The sequence below is a fragment of the Streptomyces toyocaensis genome (genome assembly GCF_000725125.1).
GTDB lineage: Bacteria > Actinomycetota > Actinomycetes > Streptomycetales > Streptomycetaceae > Streptomyces > Streptomyces toyocaensis.
In genome coordinates this window covers 25,584-44,574 of record NZ_JFCB01000026.1, presented here as the reverse complement: position 1 = coordinate 44,574, position 18,991 = coordinate 25,584, and the positions used below count along the sequence as shown (strand labels likewise).

At 72.2% G+C, this 18,991-nt stretch carries 18 protein-coding genes; 5 read left to right on the top strand and 13 right to left on the bottom strand.

Going from position 1 to position 18,991, the window contains the following annotated elements:
- Window positions 1–18: 18 nt before the first annotated feature.
- The 4 genes from BU52_RS24280 to BU52_RS24265 all read right to left on the bottom strand — a co-directional run bounded on the left by BU52_RS24280 (window position 19) and on the right by BU52_RS24265 (window position 3,563).
- Window positions 19–384, bottom strand: a complete 366-nt coding sequence (locus tag BU52_RS24280) for a hypothetical protein (protein ID WP_037937980.1) — start codon at window positions 382–384, stop codon at window positions 19–21.
- The gene (locus BU52_RS24275; protein WP_037937979.1) at window positions 381–986 is read right to left on the bottom strand and encodes a sigma-70 family RNA polymerase sigma factor; all 606 of its coding nucleotides are present in this window, start codon (window positions 984–986) and stop codon (window positions 381–383) included. Before BU52_RS24275 ends, BU52_RS24280 begins: the two co-directional genes overlap by 4 nt.
- Window positions 983–2,545, bottom strand: a complete 1,563-nt coding sequence (locus tag BU52_RS24270) for a sodium:solute symporter family protein (protein WP_037937977.1) — start codon at window positions 2,543–2,545, stop codon at window positions 983–985. Before BU52_RS24270 ends, BU52_RS24275 begins: the two co-directional genes overlap by 4 nt.
- A gap of 220 nt (window positions 2,546–2,765) precedes the next feature.
- The gene (locus BU52_RS24265) at window positions 2,766–3,563 is read right to left on the bottom strand and encodes an SURF1 family cytochrome oxidase biogenesis protein (protein ID WP_235216410.1); all 798 of its coding nucleotides are present in this window, start codon (window positions 3,561–3,563) and stop codon (window positions 2,766–2,768) included.
- Between the two features lie 161 nt (window positions 3,564–3,724).
- Between BU52_RS24265 and BU52_RS34005 the strand changes: the two genes are divergently transcribed.
- Complete coding sequence (locus tag BU52_RS34005) at window positions 3,725–3,973, top strand: hypothetical protein (protein WP_078903428.1); 249 nt, start codon at window positions 3,725–3,727, stop codon at window positions 3,971–3,973.
- A gap of 368 nt (window positions 3,974–4,341) precedes the next feature.
- Here BU52_RS34005 and BU52_RS24260 read toward each other — a convergent pair whose 3' ends face one another.
- From BU52_RS24260 to BU52_RS24240, 5 genes are all read right to left on the bottom strand, one after another.
- On the bottom strand, window positions 4,342–5,325 hold the full coding sequence (locus tag BU52_RS24260) for a DEDDh family exonuclease (protein ID WP_037937973.1): 984 nt from the start codon (window positions 5,323–5,325) through the stop codon (window positions 4,342–4,344).
- A gap of 118 nt (window positions 5,326–5,443) precedes the next feature.
- Window positions 5,444–6,451 carry a CopD family protein gene (locus BU52_RS24255; protein WP_037937971.1) on the bottom strand — a complete coding sequence of 336 codons (1,008 nt, stop codon included), beginning with the start codon at window positions 6,449–6,451 and terminating at the stop codon, window positions 5,444–5,446.
- A gap of 84 nt (window positions 6,452–6,535) precedes the next feature.
- The gene (locus BU52_RS24250) at window positions 6,536–7,912 is read right to left on the bottom strand and encodes a CoA transferase (protein ID WP_037937970.1); all 1,377 of its coding nucleotides are present in this window, start codon (window positions 7,910–7,912) and stop codon (window positions 6,536–6,538) included.
- A gap of 120 nt (window positions 7,913–8,032) precedes the next feature.
- Window positions 8,033–9,568, bottom strand: a complete 1,536-nt coding sequence (locus BU52_RS24245) for a S8 family peptidase (RefSeq protein WP_037937968.1) — start codon at window positions 9,566–9,568, stop codon at window positions 8,033–8,035.
- Window positions 9,569–9,627: 59 nt separating this feature from the next.
- A complete protein-coding gene (locus tag BU52_RS24240; protein WP_037937967.1) occupies window positions 9,628–11,157 on the bottom strand; it encodes a S8 family serine peptidase in 1,530 nt (509 codons plus the stop codon).
- Between the two features lie 266 nt (window positions 11,158–11,423).
- Here BU52_RS24240 and BU52_RS24235 point away from each other — a divergent pair, with 266 nt between their 5' ends.
- The 3 genes from BU52_RS24235 to moaA all read left to right on the top strand — a co-directional run bounded on the left by BU52_RS24235 (window position 11,424) and on the right by moaA (window position 14,556).
- Window positions 11,424–11,780 carry a DUF485 domain-containing protein gene (locus tag BU52_RS24235; RefSeq protein WP_037937965.1) on the top strand — a complete coding sequence of 119 codons (357 nt, stop codon included), beginning with the start codon at window positions 11,424–11,426 and terminating at the stop codon, window positions 11,778–11,780.
- Window positions 11,777–13,405: a solute symporter family protein gene (locus tag BU52_RS24230; protein WP_037937963.1), complete on the top strand. Its 1,629-nt coding sequence runs from the start codon at window positions 11,777–11,779 to the stop codon at window positions 13,403–13,405. The genes BU52_RS24235 and BU52_RS24230 overlap by 4 nt, the downstream gene beginning before the upstream one ends.
- Window positions 13,406–13,566: 161 nt before the next feature.
- Entirely contained in the window at window positions 13,567–14,556 is a 990-nt protein-coding gene (moaA, locus tag BU52_RS24225) for a GTP 3',8-cyclase MoaA (protein WP_037937961.1), read from the top strand.
- A 20-nt stretch (window positions 14,557–14,576) separates the two neighbouring features.
- Here the strand turns inward: moaA and BU52_RS24220 are convergent, their stop codons facing one another.
- A complete protein-coding gene (locus BU52_RS24220) occupies window positions 14,577–14,801 on the bottom strand; it encodes a hypothetical protein (protein ID WP_037937960.1) in 225 nt (74 codons plus the stop codon).
- A 245-nt stretch (window positions 14,802–15,046) separates the two neighbouring features.
- The gene (locus BU52_RS24215) at window positions 15,047–15,442 is read right to left on the bottom strand and encodes a DUF3099 domain-containing protein (RefSeq protein ID WP_037937958.1); all 396 of its coding nucleotides are present in this window, start codon (window positions 15,440–15,442) and stop codon (window positions 15,047–15,049) included.
- A gap of 242 nt (window positions 15,443–15,684) precedes the next feature.
- On the opposite strand from BU52_RS24215, the gene BU52_RS24210 reads away from it, so the two are divergent.
- Window positions 15,685–15,969 (top strand): GlsB/YeaQ/YmgE family stress response membrane protein, encoded by a 285-nt coding sequence (locus BU52_RS24210; RefSeq protein ID WP_037937957.1) that lies wholly within the window; start codon window positions 15,685–15,687, stop codon window positions 15,967–15,969.
- Window positions 15,970–16,031: 62 nt separating this feature from the next.
- Here the strand turns inward: BU52_RS24210 and tyrS are convergent, their stop codons facing one another.
- Together tyrS and BU52_RS24200 are read right to left on the bottom strand one after the other, a co-directional pair.
- Complete coding sequence (gene tyrS / locus BU52_RS24205; protein WP_037937955.1) at window positions 16,032–17,300, bottom strand: tyrosine--tRNA ligase; 1,269 nt, start codon at window positions 17,298–17,300, stop codon at window positions 16,032–16,034.
- Between the two features lie 66 nt (window positions 17,301–17,366).
- Window positions 17,367–18,761, bottom strand: coding sequence for a metallopeptidase TldD-related protein (locus BU52_RS24200; protein WP_037937953.1), 1,395 nt, complete (start codon window positions 18,759–18,761; stop codon window positions 17,367–17,369).
- Between the last annotated feature and the right edge of the window lie 230 nt (window positions 18,762–18,991).

Genomic DNA, 18,991 nt, shown 5'->3' with positions numbered 1-18,991 from the left:
GGCCGAAGGGGGCCGCAATCAGGGCCCCGGCCGCGGGGATGACGGACCGTCGGCCGCCGCGGCACCGTCGCCGGAGAAGATGACACCGGGGTCCGAGGGAGCCTGGTTGAGGACCCACAGGCCGATCAGCGTGGCCAGCGCGAAGACGACGGCGACGAGCACGGTGAGGACGAGCCGCCGCCGGCGTTCCCGGCGCAGCCACTCACCGCGCGCCGTGCGGTAGGCGTCGGGGTCCGGCAGCACCCCGCCGGCCAGCGCCCGCAGGGCGTCGCGCAGCTCCCGTTCGGTGCGTTCCGCACCCGGCGGACGGGACGGCTCGGCCCGGTCGTGGTCCGTGCGGTCCGGGTCGGTGCCACGCGACGGAGTCGTATCGTGATGCCTCATCGCCGGGTCTCCATCGCCTGGGTCAGCGCGGCGATGCCGCGCGAGGTGTGCGTCTTGACGGAACCACGGGATATCCCCATCGCGGCGGCTATCTCACTCTCCTTCAGTCCGAGCCAGTGCCGCAGCACCAGCGCCTCGCGCTGCCGGGCCGGCAGGTGCTGGAGCGCGTCGATCAGCACCCGCTGGTCGTCGTGGAGCAGCGCGGTGTTCTCCGCCGAGGCCACGGTCTCGTCGGACGGGCCCCGCGGATGCTCCTCGTGCCGGCGGGCGACCTGGAGGTGGCGTATCCGCATCCGGGTCAGATTGCAGACGGTGGAGCGCAGATACGCCTCCGCCGCCGCCACGTCCTTCAGCCGCCGCCACTTGCGGTAGATCTGGTAGTACGCCTCGGCCACCACGTTCTCCGGGTCGTCGGCGCCGAGCAGCACGGCGAGCCGCAGCATCGAGGAGTAGTGCAGCTCGAAGAGGCGGGCGACGCCGGCCTCCCGCTCCAGGTCGGCCGCGTCGGTGACGGCGGGGACCGGCGGTCCGGCCACGGCCGCGGCCGGGGGCGGCGCCGGGGCGAGCGGCAGGGTGGTCCGGTGCTGTTGTCTGCGTCTCACGTGTTGTTCGCTCCCGTCTCCGGACGTCGCCCGGCCGTCAGGCGGGACGGCAGGTCGGTGGCGTCGGCGCCGCGCGGGACGCCGAGGCGTGCGAGGGCCACGGTGCCGGCCACCGCGACGGTCAGATTCAGCAGCAGGGCGGCGACCCCGGCGTAGATCTCCACCGGTCCTGTGCCGGTGCCGAGCGGCACGATCGAGGAGAATCCCTCCCGCACCACCAGGCAGGTTCCGGCGGCCATGCCCGCGGCCCACCCGGCGAGGAGCGCCCGCGGATGCAGCCACCGCGTGTACAGCCCGACCGCGACCGCCGGGAAGATCTGCAGGATCCACACCCCGCCGAGCAACTGGAGGTTGATCGCGTCCTGGTCGCGCAGCCCGAACACGAACGCCACTGCCCCGACCTTGGCCGTCAGCGACACCGCCTTGGCGACCCGTACCTGCCGTTTCGGTGTGGCCGTCGGATGGACGTACTCGACGTACACGTTCCGTACGAAGCTGGTCGCCGCTGCGATCGACATCACGGCCGCCGGAACCAGCGCGCCCACGACGATCGCGCCGAACACGAGCCCGGCCAGCGGCCCCGGCATCAGCCGGTCGACCAGCATCGGCACCGCCGCCTCGGCGCCGCCCTCGGGGGCCCGCACCCCGGCGGCCAGGGCCGCGATGCCGAGGAACCCGAACAGGGCGAGCAGCGCGGTCCAGGCGGGCAGCCCCGCCGACACCTTGCGCAGGGTGCGCGGCCCGTCGGCGGCGAACCCGGCGGTGAGCACGTGCGGGTACATCAGCAGGGCCAGGGCGGAGCCGAGCGCGAGGGTGGCGTAGGCGGGCTGCTGCTCCGGCGTGAGCAGCAGCGGGGAGTGGGCGGCGTCCGTGCCGCCGAGGGCGCGCGCCGCCCCGTCGAAGACCGCGCCGAACCCGCCGAAGCGCCGCAGGACCAGCCAGCACACGGCGGTGAGCGAGACGAACACCGCCACCGCCTTCAGCGCGGAGATCACGGTGGGCGCCCGCAGCCCGTGCCGGTAGGTGGCGACGGCCAGCCCCGCGAACACGGCCACCATCACCAGGTCCCCGGTGGCACCGCTCGGATACAGTCCGCCCGCGGTGAGCACCGCGCGGATGCCGAGCAACTGGAGCGCCAGGTACGGCATCGTCGCCAGGATGCCGGTCAGCGCGACGACCAGCGCCAGCGACGGCGAGCCGTACCGGCCGCGCACGAAGTCGGCGGCGGTGATGTAGCCGTGCCGTCGGGCCACGCTCCACAACCGGCTGAGCAGCACGAACGCGAGCGGGCAGACGATCACTGTGTACGGCACGGCGAAGAAGGCGGGCGCGCCGTTGCCGTACGCCAGGCCCGGGACGGCGGTGAACGTGTACGCCGTGTAGATCGTCCCGCCGAGCAGCAGCCAGGTCCAGCCGGCCCCGAGGCTCCGGTCGGCGAGCGCCCAGCCCTCCAACGAGGGCAGTCTGCCGCTCGGCCGGAGCCGTCGCGCGGTGACGGCGAGCAGCGACGCCCCGCCGATCACGGCGAGGAACGTCGCGGTCATGGCGCCGTCGGCCATGAATCACCGTCCTTGGTGTGCTGTGCCCTCGGGGGAGAGTTGCGCGGACGGCCCGTCCGGATGACAGACCCGGTGGGACGTCCGTTCCGGGACGCGGCGCAACCCGTCCGACCGGTGCGCCACTCTCGCACAGAACGCCGCGCCACGGGAGAGCGGCGCAGGTCACAGCACGCTGCGGACAGTCCCGGCCACGGCGCGTGTACCCGGCCGGGGCGCGGCCCTAGACCGCCGCCGGTTCGCTCTCCTCGGCGACCGTCCCGCCGTCCGCCGCGCGCGCACGCTCCCGGGCCTCCCGGCGGACCAGGACGAACCAGCCGACCGGCACGGCCGCCGCGAACAGCCACCACTGGACGGCGTACGCGTAGTTCAGCGCCGCGTTCTCCTTGCCGGGGTTCCCCAGCGGCTCGGGTGTGCCGCCCTTGGGCTCGGGGGCCGTCTGCGCCACATAGCCACCGAGGACGCGGGCGCCGAGGCGCCGCGCCTCCTGCTCGCTGTTGATCAGCATGATCTGCCGTTCGGGCAGACCCTCGAGGTTCTTGATGCCGCTCGCCTCGGTCGTCTCGTCGGGCATGAGCCGGCCCCTGATCGTGATCTCGCCGCGCGGCGGTGCGGGGACCTCGGGGAACGTGGTCTGGCTCGGCCCGTCCGCGGGGATCCAGCCGCGGTTGACGAGCAGCACCCCGCCGTCGTCCAGGACGAAGGGGGTGAGGACGTGGAAGCCGACCTTGTCGTCGGCGTTGGTGCGGCGGCGGACGACGACCTCGTCGTCCGTGTCGAAGCGGCCCTCGGCGGTCACGGTGCGGTACCGCTCGGCGCGGGTCACCGCATCTCCCGGCGCGGCCAGCCGCTCCACCGGCACCGGATCGGCGGCCAGCGCGTCGGCCACGAGCCGGTTACGGGCGGAGCGTTCCCCGTAGCGGTCCATCTGCCAGGTGCCCAGCCAGATCATCGTGGGGACGAGGATCAGGGCCACCAGTGTGATGATCACCCATTGGCGGGACAACAGAAAGCGGTGCACCACACGACCGTACAACTCGGTCGCGGGGTGCATTCAGGCGGGTACGTCCTTTCACGCCCGGTCGAGGACGCCCGCCTTTCCCTCCGCGCGGGCGCAGCCTCGACGCCCTGATCCCGTGTGTCAGCTTGCGAGTGCCTTCCCGGCGGCTGACCATGCTGCTTATGGCACGTTGTGAAGTGTGCGGAAACGACTACGCGCTGGCGTTCACCGTGGAGACCCGGGACGGTGCTCGCCACGTCTTCGATTCGTTCGCGTGTGCGATTCACCGTATGGCCCCGATCTGTGAGCACTGCCGGGTGCAGATCATCGGCCAGGGTGTCGAGGCAGACGGTCACTGGTTCTGTGGCGCCCACTGCGCCCGTGCCGAGGGCAGGGCGGGCATTGTCGACAAGGTCGGATCACCGACATAGAAAGCTGCCCCTTCCCCGCCGAAGGGGCAGTTTCTCTCGGGTCACCAGGAGGGCACGGGCCAGGACCGCACCCTTGCGCCGTCTCGCACCGCCCTGCGGTGATTACGGCCAACTCCCGGCGCATTCGTCATGAGGGAGTGGACGGGACCGCTTCCACGCCCGCTGCCACATCGTGTGCTCCCTGAGGAGGATGAGCCGGCGGGACCCGTACGCCGGTCCGGCTGCTGGAGCAGGAGAACGAGGTCCTCAGGAGGGCTGCCCTGCTACCGGTGGCTGGACAGCCCGGTCACCGACGCCGAACGGGCCGAGGCGGAGCGGACCGCGTGGCCGGTCTGCCGGGGCGAACGCTGGTGGGACCCTTACCCCGCTCATCCCTCCGACGCGGGTTCGACGTCCGCCAGCAACTGGCCGAACGCCGCCTCGTCGACGACCGGCGTGCCGTACTGCCGGGCCTTGACCACCTTCGATGTGCCCGAGTCCGGGTCGTTGGTGACGAGGAGGCTCGTGAGCCGGGACAGACTGCCGGCGACGTGCAACCCGGCCTCGGTCGCACGGTCCTCCAGCAGGTCCCGCTCCACGGAGGTGTCCCCGGAGAACGCCACACGCATGCCCTGTCTGAGCCGCTTGCCCGGTTCGTACCGCCCGGGGTTGGGGTAGGGGCACGCGGGCCGCTTGCGGGAGGGGCGCCAACTGGCGGGCCGGTAGCCCCCGGGGCCCGCCTGCTGCCCGATGCGGGGCCGTTCGGTCCACTCGGTGAGCGGCAGGCACTCGTGCAGGGGCAGCCGCACGCCGCCGGCCGCCGCGGCCCGCAGGCTGGGGCGGAACGCCTCCGCCAGTACCCGCGCGTCGTCCAGCGCGTGGTGCGCCCGCTGCTGCACGACCCCGAAGTGCGCGGCGAGCGACTCCAGCTTGTGGTTGGGCAGCGGGAGCCCCAGTTCCTTCGAGAGGGCGATGGTGCACAGTCGCTGCCTCACCGGCGCCTCGCCGCGCGCGCGGGCGTACTCCCGGGCGATCATCTGCCAGTCGAAGACGGCGTTGTGCGCGACGAGCACCCGGCCCTCCAGCCGGGTCGCGAACTCCGCGGCGATGTCCCGGAAGAGGGGCGCCCCTTCGAGCACGTCACTCGTCAGGCCGTGGATCCACACCGGGCCCGGGTCCCGCTCCGGGTTGACCACCGTGTACCAGTGGTCCTCGACCTCGCCGCGCGCGTCCAGCCGGTAGACGGCCGCGGAGATGATGCGGTCGTCCCGGGCCAGCCCCGTGGTCTCCACGTCGACGACCGCGTATCCCCGGGGATACGCGGCCGGCCACGCGGTGGGGGAGGAGGCTGCGGCGGTGAGGTCTTCGAGCATGGTTCACGAGGATACGGGCCGCGACTGACACTCCTGTCCGTCAGGTGCCCCACGAGCGGCTCCCGTTCGGATTCCGGACATGTCCGGACGGGACCCGGAAGCGGGTCACCGGCCCCGGTCACCAGCGGATCGGCACAGGCAGCGCCGTCAGCAGTCCCGACACCGCCACCACCAGGGCCAGTACGTACACCTCCGCCCGCGCGGGCGAACTCGCGCTCAGCGGGTCGGCCGCGCGGGCCAGCCGGATCCGGGCCCACAGGGCGAGGGCGGCGACACCGGCCATCAGGACCACCTTGGCGAGCAGGACCCGCCCGTACGCCGTGTCCGTCAGCTGCTCCAGGATCGTCTCCGACGGCATCCGGCGCAGCGAACTGCACACCCCCGTCGCGGTGATGGCGGCGAGCAGCACGGCCGCCACCCGCGCGTAGCGCCCCAGCAGCGCGACGCCCGCCTCCCCCTTCCGCCACAGCCCCAGCGTGCGCAGCACGTACAGCAGACCGCCCACCCAGAGCGACGCGCAGGTCAGATGCACCAGCGTCAGCCCGGAACCGGTCATCGGGCCGTACTCGGTGGCGGGATGGGCGCGCAGCGCCTCCGCGACGACGATCGCGGCCAGCGGCCACACCTGTGTACCGGGCCGTCCGGACGCGGCGCACAGGGCCGCCGCGACGAAGCCGTTGACCTCCAGGAGGGCGAGCTTTCCGTCCCGGGAGTCGTAGAGGCCGCCGACGTCGATGTCGGCGAGGCCGCCGGGCACCAAGTTGCCTGTGGCCACGACGGAGGCCAGTCCCAGGGCGGCCACGCATCCGGCGGAGTTCGCGCCCGTGGACCAACTGCGGGGCAGCGCGGCCGGAGCGCCGGGCACGGAGCGGGCCAGCCACCGTACGAACAGCTCGCCGACGGGCACGGACAGCGCCGCGAACAGCACCGTGCGCAGCAGGGCTATGCCCCCGGTGCCTGGCGCGTCGGCCTCTCCCGTGCCGTGCAGCGCGGGGGACGGGCCGAGGAGCGGTATCAGCGCGCCCAGCGCGACCAGCACGAGGACGGCTACGGCCCGCCCGGTGCCGGGACGCCGGGCGCCCCTGTGCGCACCGGTCGCCCCGGACCTGGGTTTCGTCAGAGTCACCCCAGGATCTTCACAAGATCACACAGTTCGGGGCAAGTGGGGACCGCTACGCAACCGTCGCGCTCCGTCGTGCGCCCCGGTCCGTCATCGCCACCGTGCCGGATCCGTGCCCCAACCTCCCGGCGGACGCGCCCAGTCGGACGGGCCGCCGGCGAACGTCACCGGCGGCAGCGCGTGGCGCAGCCTGCCCAGTGGGCCGTCCGTCTCCGCGAGCCACGGCCCGGGCGCCAGGTCGTCCCCGGCCCTCCCCCCACCCACGGCGTCCTCGCGCCCCGCCCCCTCCAGCAGCCACCCCGCCGTGCGCGCCAGCGCCACCCGGACGAGCCTGCTCCCGCCCTCGTCCGTCTGGTCGGTCAGCGCCCGCAGCACCCCGGCCGCCAGCAGATAGCCCGTGCCGTGGTCGAGCGCCTGCGCCGGCAGCGCGCCCGGCTTCCCCTGGGTCCCCTCGAACGCGGCGATCCCCGTGGCCACCTGGACCAGGCTGTCGAATCCGCGCCGGCCGCCCCAGGGCCCGTACGCCCCCCACGCCGACAACTCGGCCACCACGACACCGGGCCGCCGCGCGGCCAGCGCCCCCGGGGTCAGCCCGAAGCGGTCCAGGGCGCCCGGACGGTAGCCGGTGACCACCACGTCCGCCGACGCGAGCAGTTCCTCCAGGGTCTCCCGGTCCGCGCCCAGGTCCAGCAGCGCCGACCGCTTCCCGAACCCCGTGTCGGCGTGCTGGTCGGGGATTTCGGGCAGCCCGGGGGAGTCCACGCGCAGCACGTCGGCGCCCAGCAGCGCGAGCGTGCGGGTGGCGACCGGTCCCGCGATGACCCGGGTGAGGTCCAGCACCCGCAGTCCGGCCGCGGGCAGCAGGGGATCGCGGCCCACCCGGGTGAGCACCCGCGCGGGAGCCGGGTCCAGCCGTGCGCGCTCCACCAGGGGGCGGGCCCGCACCGCCACACCCTGATCGTGTGCCGCCCACTCTCCGGGCGTGCGCAGGGCGACGGCGAGGCCCCCCGCCGCTGACACCGTCTCCTCGATCCCGGCCGCGGAGCGTTCCGCGAGGGCCGCCGCCACCGCGTCCGGGTCCTCCGCCACACCCAGCGCGGCCAGCAGCCGGGCCCGGTGGTGCGGATAGTTGGCGTGCGTGCGCACCCACCCGTCGGCCGTGCGCCAGAACCGCGACAGCGGGGCGAAGGTCTCCGGCGTCCGCCCGTCGATCCGCAGGTGCCGCTCGCTGGTGAACGCCGTCGCCACCGCCCCGTCGTCCACGCGCACCGACGGCACCCCGCCGCCGACCGTCCGCCGCGCTCCCAGCTCGGCCGCGGCCAGCGCGCACGCGCCCACACAGGCGCGCGCCGCCTCCCGCACCGGCAGCCGGGCGCCCAGGACACCGGGCCGTTCCACGGTCGTCAGGCGCGTCAGGAGCGCGGGGTCGCCGCCCAGGGCGGACCAGACGGAGGCGGTGTCGGTCATGGTCCCACTATGCGGTACGGCTGGGTCCTCCCCCACGTTCGGGGCGGGCCCCGGACGGCGGAAGGGCCGGGCGTGTCCGCCCGGCCCTTCCGCCGTCACGACTGACGCGACGTCACCGCGTCACCGCGTCACCGCGTCCAGCGCGTCGGCGGTGCCCCAGCCGTAGAAGCCGTTGCGGTTCTTCGGGCCCTCGCACACCGCGTCGACCTTGCCGTCGCCGTCGATGTCGTACGGGTCCGTGCACGCGGTCGCGTCGGCCTGCGCGTACAGCAGCGCCTTCACCAGCGCCGGCGGCGCGTACGGGTGCGTCGACTTGATCAGCGCGGCGACACCCGCGACGTGCGGGGAGGCCATCGACGTACCCGCCATGTAGCCCCACTTGCCACCGGGCAGCGTGCCCAGGATCAGACCGCTGGTGGCGGGCGGGGCCGGCGTCTGGTACCTCGTCGAGTCGCCGCCGGGCGCGGCGATGTCGACGACGCCCCGGCCGTAGTTGGAGAAGGACGACTTCAGCCCCTTGGCGCCGGTCGCCGCGACCGTCACCACGCCCGGCAGCTGCGTCGGGATGTCGAGGCACTCGGACGGGTCGATCACCCGCTCCGAGGGCGTGCCGTCGTTCGGGGAGACCGGGTCGGTGATCTCGTCGGCCGCGAGGTCGTAGTTCTCGTTGCCGGCCGCGGCCACATTGACCGCGCCCTTGCGCTCCGCGTACCGCGAGGCCCGGGTGACGGCCTCGAGGAGCGCCTTCTGGTCCGGGTCGTTCTTGCAGTTGAAGTACCACGGGTCGGTGTAATAGCTGTTGTTGGTGACCTCGACCCCGTGCTCGGCCGCCCACATGAAGCCGCACACCACGGCTTCGGTGTAGAAGTAGCCGTCCGGGTTGGACACCTTGATGCCCGAGACCTTCACGCCGGGCGCGACACCGGTCATGCCGACGCCGTTCTTGGCGGCGGCGATCTCACCGGCGACGTGCGTGCCGTGCGGGCTCTCCTGCGCGCCCGGCCGCCAGGCGCCGTCGCTCGTGTCCGGCTTGCCCGCCACGCAGTTGACCGAGGCCTCCCGGTCGAAGTTGGGCGCGATGTCCGGGTGGGTGTCGTCGACGCCGGTGTCGATGACGGCGACGGTGACCTTCGAGCTGCCCAGCGACTTCTCGTGCGCCTTGTCCGCCTTGATGGCGGGCAGGTCCCACTGGAGCCCCTGGAGCGGGTCCTGGCCCGCGGCGGCCTCGGCCTTCGCCTCGGCGACATCGGAGGCGCTGAGCACCTTCGGGGTGCCCATGTCCGTGGTGGCCGCCGACGGCAGCGGCGCGTGGCGGGTGGCACCGGCCGACTGCACGCCGCGCGCCTCCCGGACGGTCGTCGCGAAGTCGGGGTTCGAGGAGTGGACGACGATGACGCCGATCTTGTCGTACGAGGTCACGATCGTGCCGCCGGCCTCGGCGATCGCCTTCTTCACGTGCCCCGGCGCGCCGTGCCCGCCCCGGACGTTGACCACATAGCTGAGCGGGGTCCCGTCGGCGGCGGCGGCCGCGGCCGGCCGGTCGTCGGCCGGGGCCGCGGTGGCCGCGGTGTTGGGCAGGAACGCGAGTGCGGTCGCCATGGCCATCCCGGCCGGGACGACGAGCGCGCGGCGGTGGCGCGGGTGAGGCGCTGTCATGAAGTCTCCAGTTCGTTCACGGGTGCGGGCGGACGTGCGCGGAGCACGGGACCACGGGCTCACTTGACGGCGCGCAGCGCGTCGACGATGCCGAAGCCGTAGAAACCGTTGACCCGGTCGCCGCCCTCGCATGTCGCGTCCTGCGTGCCGTCACCGTCCTGGTCGTAGGACTCCGGGCAGCCCGGGTTGTTCGCCTGCGCCTTGAGCAGCGTCTGCAGCACCGCGGGGGAGGCCCACGGGTGCTTGGACTTCAGCAGCGCGGCGACACCGGCGGCGTGCGGCGAGGCCATCGAGGTGCCCTGCAGGAAGCCGTACTCGCCGTTCGGCATGGTGGACAGGATGCGGCCGTTCTGCGACGGGGTGTCCGGAATCTGGTACTTGCGGTCGCCGCCCGGCGCCGCGACGTCGACGACGCCCTTGCCGTACGTGGAGTAGTACGACTTGAGGTTGTTCACACCCGTCGCGCTCACCGTGACGATGCCCGGCAGCTGGGTCGGCACGTCGAAGCACTCGTGCGGGTCGATGGTCCGCGTCACCGGCGTGGAGTCGTCGGGGCTGGAGTCGTCGACGATGGCGTCCGAGGCCAGGTCGTGATTGGAGTTGCCGGCCGAGGCGAGGTGCAGGGTGCCCTTGCGCTGCGCGTAGAGCTGGGCCCGGTTGACCGCGTCGACGATCGCCTTCTGGTCCGGGTCGTCCATGCAGTTGTACAGCCACGGGTCCACGTAGTAGCTGTTGTTCGTGATCTCCACGCCGTGGTCGGCGGCGAACACGAACGCGCAGACGACGTTCTCCGGGTAGAACAGGCCGTTGTCCGGGTCGCTGACCTTGATGCCGGACACCTTCACGCCGGGCGCGACACCGGCGACGCCGATGCCGTTGCGGGCCGCGGCGATCTCACCGGCCACATGGGTGCCGTGGTAGTCCTCGTCGGTGTACGGCCGCCACGCGCCCTCACTGGTGTCCGCCTTGCCGCCGACGCAGTTGGCCGACTGGGACGCGGAGAAGTTCGGGGCGAGGTCCGGGTGGGTGTCGTCGACGCCGGTGTCGATCACGGCGACCGTCACCTTGTCGCTGCCCGGGTTGATCTTCGCGGCCTCGTCCGCGCCTATGGCCCGCAGGTCCCACTGGTCGGCCTCGAGCGGCTCGCTGCCGGGGGTCTGCGCGGAGACGGCCTCCGTCCGCGCGGCCTCGGCGGCCGTCACGTAGTCGGCGGCGCCCTCGTCCGTCGTCCCCGCAGGCGTCAGCGGCGCGGTGCGGGTGGCGCCGGCCGACACGACGCCGCGCGCCTCGCGGATCTCCGCGCCGAAGCCGGGGTTCGCCGAGTGGACGACGATCACACCGATCGTGTCGTACGAGACCACGACGGTCCCGCCGGCCGCGGCGATCGCCCGCTTCACCGAGGCGATCGTGCGGCGGTCCACGTCGGTGTTGACGACGTACGCCAGCGTGGGCGCGTCCGCCGCCTGCTCGGCCGACACCGTCTGGGGGGCCGCCGAGGCCGCTGCAGGCAGGAAGCCGAGCGAGGCGGTCAGGGACAGAGCGACGGGTACGGCGAGGGCGAGCCGGCGTCTGGAACGCAGATGAGCCATGGGGTCTCCACATCATCCGGAAACGGAACCGGCCCGAGACACAGGTGGCGCCCGGGCAGGTACATGACGGGGTGGTGCAGGGCGAAGCTATCCCGCGCGCTCGCTGGCCAGCAATCATTTGCGGCAACGACTTCGGAAAACGGCCCGGGAAAAGAACCGCCGGCGGTTGAACCGGTCCTCGCGTGGCGCCGTGCCCTTGGGCAGGAAGCGCGAGGACACTCGCCTTTCGTCCCCGCCCGACCCCGATCGCACCGCGAGGAGACCCCGTGGCCGCCGAAGCACCGCCCCCCTCGACAGAACAACACAAACTCCCCACCCCCGAGGAGTTCACCGAGGTGCAGGAGAGCGCTGAGTTCGGTGAACTGCGCCGCTCCTACCGCTCCTTCGCCTTCCCACTGACCGTCGCCTTCATCATCTGGTACCTGCTGTACGTCCTGCTCTCGAACTACGCGGGCGGCTTCATGGGCACCAAGCTGTTCGGCAACATCAACGTCGCCTTCGTCTTCGGCGTCCTCCAGTTCATCACCACGTTCCTCATCGCCTGGTGGTACTCCCGGCACGCCGCCGCCAAGCTCGACCCCAAGGCCGAGGCCATCAAGTCCCGTATGGAGGGTGGCGCATGAGCCCCTCGATCACCCACGTCACCCTCGCCGCGAACGAGGCGAGCGAACACCGCACGCTGATCATCGCGCTGTTCGCGCTGTTCGTCCTCGCCACCCTCGGCATCACCATCTGGGCGGGCCGGCAGACCAAGGACGCCGCCGACTTCTACGCCGGCGGACGCCAGTTCAGCGCCTTCCAGAACGGACTCGCGGTCTCCGGCGACTACATGTCGGCCGCGTCCTTCCTCGGCATCGCGGGCGCCATCGCCCTCTTCGGCTACGACGGCTTCCTCTACTCCATCGGCTTCCTGGTCGCCTGGCTGGTCGCCCTCCTCCTGGTCGCCGAGCCCCTGCGCAACTCCGGCCGCTACACGATGGGCGACGTCCTGGCCTACCGCATGCGCCAGCGCCCCGTGCGCACCGCGGCCGGCACCTCCACCATCGTCGTGTCGATCTTCTACCTGCTGGCCCAGATGGCGGGCGCGGGCGTCCTCGTCTCGCTGCTGCTCGGCATCACCTCCGACGCCGGCAAGATCCTCATCGTCGCGCTCGTCGGTGTCCTGATGATCGTGTACGTCTCCATCGGCGGTATGAAGGGCACCACCTGGGTCCAGATGGTCAAGGCCGTGCTGCTCATCGGCGGCACGATCCTCATCACCTTCCTGGTGCTGCTGAAGTTCAACTTCAACATCTCGGACCTGCTGGGCAGCGCCGCCGAGAACAGCGGCAAGGGCGAGGCCTTCCTCGAGCCCGGCCTGCAGTACGGCGCCGACGGCACCACCAAGCTGGACTTCATCTCCCTCGGCATCGCCCTGGTGCTCGGCACCGCCGGTCTGCCGCACATCCTGATCCGCTTCTACACGGTGCCCAACGCCAAGGCCGCCCGTAAGTCCGTGAACTGGGCCATCGGCATCATCGGCGGTTTCTACCTGATGACCATCGCCCTCGGTTTCGGCGCCGCCGCGCTGATCTCCCAGGAGGAGATCATCGCGTCCAACCCGTCCGGGAACACGGCCGCCCCGCTGCTCGCCCTGCACCTCGGCGGCGTCGACTCGGCCTGGGGCGCGATCCTGCTCGCCACCATCTCGGCGGTCGCCTTCGCGACCATCCTCGCCGTGGTCGCCGGCCTCACCCTCGCGTCGTCGTCCTCCTTCGCGCACGACATCTACGCCAACGTCATCCGCAAGGGGAAGGCCACGGAGAAGGAGGAGATGCGGGCGGCCCGCTGGGCGACCGTCCTCATCGGTGTGGTCTCCATCGCGCTCGGCGCCCTCGCCCGTGACCTGAACGTGGCCGGCCTGGTCGCGCTGGCCTTCGCGGTCGCCGCCTCGGCGAACCTGCCGACCATCCTCTACAGCCTGTTCTGGAAGCGGTTCACCACCCAGGGCGCCCTGTGGTCGATCTACGGCGGTCTCATCGTGGCCGTCGGCCTGGTGCTCTTCTCGCCCGTGGTCTCCGGCGATCCCAAGGCGATGTTCCCGGACGTCGACTTCGCCTGGTTCCCGCTGAAGAACCCCGGCATCATCTCGATCCCGTTCGGCTTCCTGATGGGCTGGCTCGGCACCGTCCTGTCCAAGGAGGAGCCGGACGCCAAGAAGTACGCGGAGCTGGAGGTCCGGTCGCTGACCGGCACCGGCGCCCACTGATCCACCCCTCCGGACGGCCGCGTCGCCGGGACCCCCCGTAGGTCCGTGCGACGCGGCCCTCCGGCATCTCGTCCCATCGGGTCGATGTGGGTTGTCGGTGGTGTCACGTAGGCTCGCGGGTACGGGAAGAGAAGTGATCCGCGTCGAGGGAGGGGGCCCACGTGCTCATCGACACCTACGGCCGAGTGGCCACCGACCTGAGGGTCTCGCTGACCGACCGGTGCAATCTGCGCTGCACGTACTGCATGCCCGAGGAGGGGCTGCAGTGGCTGGCCAAACCGGACCTGCTGACCGACGACGAGATCGTCCGCCTCGTCGCCATCGCCGTCACCTCCCTCGGCATCGAGGAGGTCCGCTTCACCGGCGGCGAGCCCCTGCTCCGCCCAGGGCTCGTCGGCATCGTCGAGCGGGTCGCCGCGCTGGAACCCCGCCCGCAGACGTCCCTCACCACCAACGGCATCGGCCTGCGGCGCACCGCGGCCGCCCTGAAGGCGGCCGGCCTGGACCGGGTCAACGTCTCCCTGGACACGCTGCGTCCCGACGTCTTCAAGACCCTCACCCGCCGCGACCGCCACCGGGACGTCATCGACGGCCTCCACGCGGCCCGCGAGGCCGGCCTGACCCCGGTGAAGGTCAACACCGTCCTGATGCCGGGGCTCAACGACGACGAGGCCCCCGACCTCCTCGCCTGGGCCGTGGAGCACGACTACGAGCTGCGTTTCATCGAGCAGATGCCCCTGGACGCCCAGCACGGCTGGAAGCGCGACGGCATGATCACCGCAGGGGACATCCTGGCCTCCCTGCGCACCCGCTTCGAACTGACCCCCGAGGGCGACGAGGCGCGCGGCTCCGCACCGGCCGAGCGCTGGCTGGTCGACGGCGGCCCGCACCGGGTCGGTGTGATCGCCTCCGTCACCCGCCCCTTCTGCGCCGCCTGCGACCGCACCCGCCTCACCGCCGACGGACAGGTACGCACGTGCCTGTTCGCCACCGAGGAGACGGACCTGCGCGCCGCCCTGCGCTCCGGCGCCCCGGACGAGGAGATCGCCCGCATCTGGAAACGCGCCATGTGGGGCAAGAAGGCGGGCGCGGGCCTGGACGACCCGTCCTTCGTCCAGCCGGACCGCCCCATGTCGGCCATCGGCGGCTGAGCGGACCGGACGAGGGGGGACTAGCCCCCTTCGGGGGCCTCCCACTCCGCGAACGGGACGACGTCCTTCAGGAACCCCCGCACGCCCAGGAACTGCGACAGGTGCTCGCGGTGTTCCTCGCAGGCGAGCCACGTCTTGCGGCGGTCGGGCGTGTGCAGCTTCGGGTTGTTCCACGCCAGCACCCAGGCGGCAGCGGCACGGCAGCCCTTGGCGGAACAGATCGGGGTCTCGGGACCGGGCGTCATCACACCGCCGACCCTAACCCGATCGGCGCAGTACGAGGGGCCGGGGAAAAGGCGACGCCGAGCAGCCACGGGGGGAGCTGCCCGGCGTCGGTCCGTCGCTCCGACGGGGGATGCGGAGCGCGTACGAAGTATGTCACGGGCGCCCCGCCCCCGGCACCGGAAGCACATGATTGATCTGAGGTTTTCTTGAGCTTGGCGGATAAGTGTCTTCCGCTTGACGCCGTTTCCCCCTCACGCCCCGATCTTCACGGCCGCTCGGGCCGCTCCGTTCGTGCGCTCGGCACGTGCTCCGACGGCGCGTCCTCCGCATCGGCTTCCGCGGAACCGTCCTGCGTCCGCGGTGGTGCGATCATCGGCTTCGTCGTCGTCACGAAGGTCGAGGGCAGCGACGGCGCGTTCTCCCGCCCGGCGTTGGCGATCACCACCGCGACGTACGGCAGGACCGCCCCGAGCACCAGCGCCACGATCGCGACATGCTGTTCCACGTTCCACAGCGTCACCGCGAGGATGACCGAGATCGTGCGGACGGTCATCGAGATCACATAACGGCGCTGCCGCCCCCGTACGTCCTCCTGGAGGCCCGCCCGGGCACCGGTGATCCGGAAAACCTGGCCGCCACCACTGTCCTGGTGCTTCCGCATCACATTCCACCACCCGACCGCATCGGACTCTCCGCCCGCTGACCGTCCCGCGACCCGGTCGGGGACCCCGGGCCCGGACAGGTCCACGGTACGCCGCCCCCGCGCGGGTCACGAGCCCGGGTCGGCCCCGTCCCGGCCGCACGGCCTGCGCCGTAGCGTGCGGGCCGTGCCGACATGCGGCGCTGAGGATCTCACCCGACACTGGCCGTAATGCTCGCGTCACGTCGTTGGAGGAGGCATCCATGGGCTGGTTGTGGGCGATCATCGTGGGATTCGTGCTCGGCCTGATCGCCAAGCTGGTGATCCCCGGAAAGCAGCACATCCCGCTGTGGCTGGCCACCATCTGCGGCATGATCGGCGCCGTCATCGGCAACGCGATGGCGGGGGGTCTCGGGATCGAGGAGACCCCCGGCTTCGACTGGGGCCGGCACGCCTTCCAGCTGGGTGCGGCGATCGTCATCGTCTTCCTCGTGGACGCGCTGTACACCTCCATGAAGCGGCGGAAGACCGAGGGACAGCGGGCCTGACCCGACGAAGGGACGGCCCCCGGCGCGCCCGCCGGAGACCGCCCCTGGACGAAGCCGTCGGCTCAGCCGGCCGTGACCTCCACCGCCGCCAGGTTCTTCTTGCCCCGGCGCAGCACGAGCCACCGCCCGTGCAGCAGGTCCTCCTTGGCCGGGACGGCGTCCTCGGCGGTGACCTTGACGTTGTTCACGTAGGCGCCGCCCTCCTTCACCGTGCGCCGCGCGGCCGACTTGCTCGCCACCAGGCCGACCTCGGCGAAGAGGTCGACCACCGGACCGAGCTCGGCCACCTTGACGTGCGGGACCTCGGACAGCGCGGCCGCCAGCGTGCGGTCGTCCAGCTCCGCCAGCTCCCCCTGGCCGAACAGGGCCCTCGACGCGGCGATCACGGCGGCCGTCTGGCCGGCGCCGTGCACCAGCGTCGTCAGCTCCTCCGCCAGCGCCCGCTGCGCCGCCCGGGCCTGCGGACGCTCCTGCGTCTGCCTCTCCAGCTCCTCCAGCTCCTCGCGGGACCTGAAGGACAGGATCCGCATGTACGACGAGATGTCACGGTCGTCCGCGTTCAGCCAGAACTGGTAGAACGCGTACGGCGTCGTCATCTCCGGGTCGAGCCAGACGGCGCCGCCCTCGGTCTTGCCGAACTTGGTGCCGTCCGCCTTGGTCATCAGCGGGGTCGCCAGCGCGTGCACGCCGGCGTGCGGCTCGAGCCGGTGAATCAGATCAAGGCCCGCCGTGAGGTTGCCCCACTGGTCGCTGCCGCCCTGCTGGAGCGTGCAGCCGTGGCGCCGGTACAGCTCCAGGAAGTCCATGCCCTGCAGCAGCTGGTAGCTGAACTCCGTGTAGCTGATGCCCTCGGCGGACTCCAGGCGCCGCGCGACCGAGTCCTTCGTCAGCATCTTGTTGACGCGGAAGTGCTTGCCGATGTCCCGCAGGAACTCGATGGCCGACATGCCGGCGGTCCAGTCGAGGTTGTTCACCATCGTCGCGGCGTTGTCGCCCTCGAAGGACAGGAAGGGCTCGATCTGCGCGCGCAGCCGGGCCACCCAGTTCGCGACCGTCTCCGGGTCGTTCAGCGTGCGCTCGGCCGTCGGGCGCGGGTCGCCGATCTGACCCGTCGCGCCACCCACCAGCGCCAGCGGGCGGAGGCCCGCCTGCTGGAGGCGGCGCATGGTGAGGACCTGCACCAGGTGGCCGACGTGCAGGCTGGCCGCGGTCGGGTCGAAACCGCAATAGAACGTGACGGGACCGTCCGCGAGCGCCTTGCGCAATGCGTCCTCGTCAGTGGACAGGGCGATCACGCCACGCCACTTCAGCTCGTCGACGATGTCCGTCACGGTTCTCGTGTCTCCTTGATGATCTTCGGCCGGCCGGGTGAGGGCCGGGAGCGAACGCCTACGAGGTTATACGCCCTGGCTGACCGAGCTCATGTTGAAATCGGGGATGCGCAGCGCGGGCATCGCCGCCCTGGTGAACCAGTCGCCCCACTCCCTGGGCAGGGTCTTCTCCGTACGCCCCGCCTCGGTGGCCCGCCCGAGGAGGTCCACCGGCGACTCGTTGAACCGGAAGTTGTTGACCTCCCCGGTGACCTCGCCGTTCTCGACGAGGTAGACGCCGTCCCGGGTCAGCCCCGTGAGCAGCAGCGTCGCCGGGTCGACCTCGCGGATGTACCACAGGCAGGTCAGCAGCAGCCCCCGCTCGGTGGCCGCGACCATCTCCTGAAGCGAGCGGCCCTCGCCCCCGTCCAGGATCAGGTTGTCGATCCCGGGGGCCACGGGCAGTCCGGTGAGGCCGGCGCCGTGCCGGCTGGTGGTCAGGTGCGCCAGCTCACCCGCGCGGATCCACTCGGTGGCGTTCAGCGGCAGCCCGTTGTCGAAGACCGACTGGTCGCCGCCGGAGGAGTGCGCGATCACGAACGGTGCCGACTCCAGACCCGGCTCGTCCGGATCGCTGCGCAGGGTCAGCGGCAGGTCGGCCAGCTTCTCGCCGACCCGCGTGCCGCCGCCCGGCCTGGAGAACACGGTGCGCCCCTCGGCCGCGTCCCGCCCGGAGGCCGACCACAGCTGGTAGATCAGCAGATCCGCCACCGCGGTCGGCGGCAGCAGCGTCTCGTACCGGCCCGCGGGCAGCTCCAGACGCCGCTCGGCCCAGCCCAGCCGTACGGCCAGCTCGGCGTCGAGCTCCGCCGGGTCGACGTCCTTGAAGTCCCGCGTGGACCGCCCCGCCCAGGCCGACCGCGTCCGGTCGGGCGACTTGGCGTTCAGCTCCAGCGTGCCGTTCGGCTGGTCGTGCCGCAGCCGCAGCCCCGCCGACGTGCCGAGATAGCTGGAGACCAGCTCGTGGTTGGCGAAGCCGTACAGCTCCCGCCCGCCGGCCCGTGCGCGGGCGAACGCCTCGCCCAGCGCCGGTGCGAAGTCGGCGAACACGGCGGAGGAGGTCTCCGCGGGCGCCTCGGTGAAGTCGGCGGACGGCTCCACCCCCGTGACCAGCGGCTGCGCGTCCTCCGCCGGACCCGCTCCCCGCGCCGCGGCCTCGGCCGCCCGCACCAGGGGTTCCAGTTCGTCGACCGTCACCGCGGACCGGGACACCACCCCGGAGGCCGTGCCCTGAGCGCCGTCCACCGTGGCGATCACGGTGAGCGTGCGCCCGCGCGTGACACCGTTCGTGGTGAGCGCGTTGCCGGCCCAGCGCAGATTGGCGGTGGACTCCTCGTCGGCGATCACGACACAGCCGTCGGCCCGGGACAGTGCGAGAGCGCGCTCGACGATCTCGTGCGGCTTGCTGGAACGCGCGTTCATCGCCCGGCCTCCTGCGTGGTGTTGAGACTGTGCTGTCCCGGGGGGCAACCCCCGGACCCCCGGCCGGACTCGGTGCTGACGTTCATCGCCCGGCCTCCTGCGTGGTGTTGAGACTGTGCTGTCCCGGGGGGCAACCCCGGACCCCGGCCGGACTCGGTGCTGACGTTCATCGCCCGGCCTCCTGCGTGGTGTTGAGACTGTGCTGTCCCGGGGGGCAACCCCCGGACCCC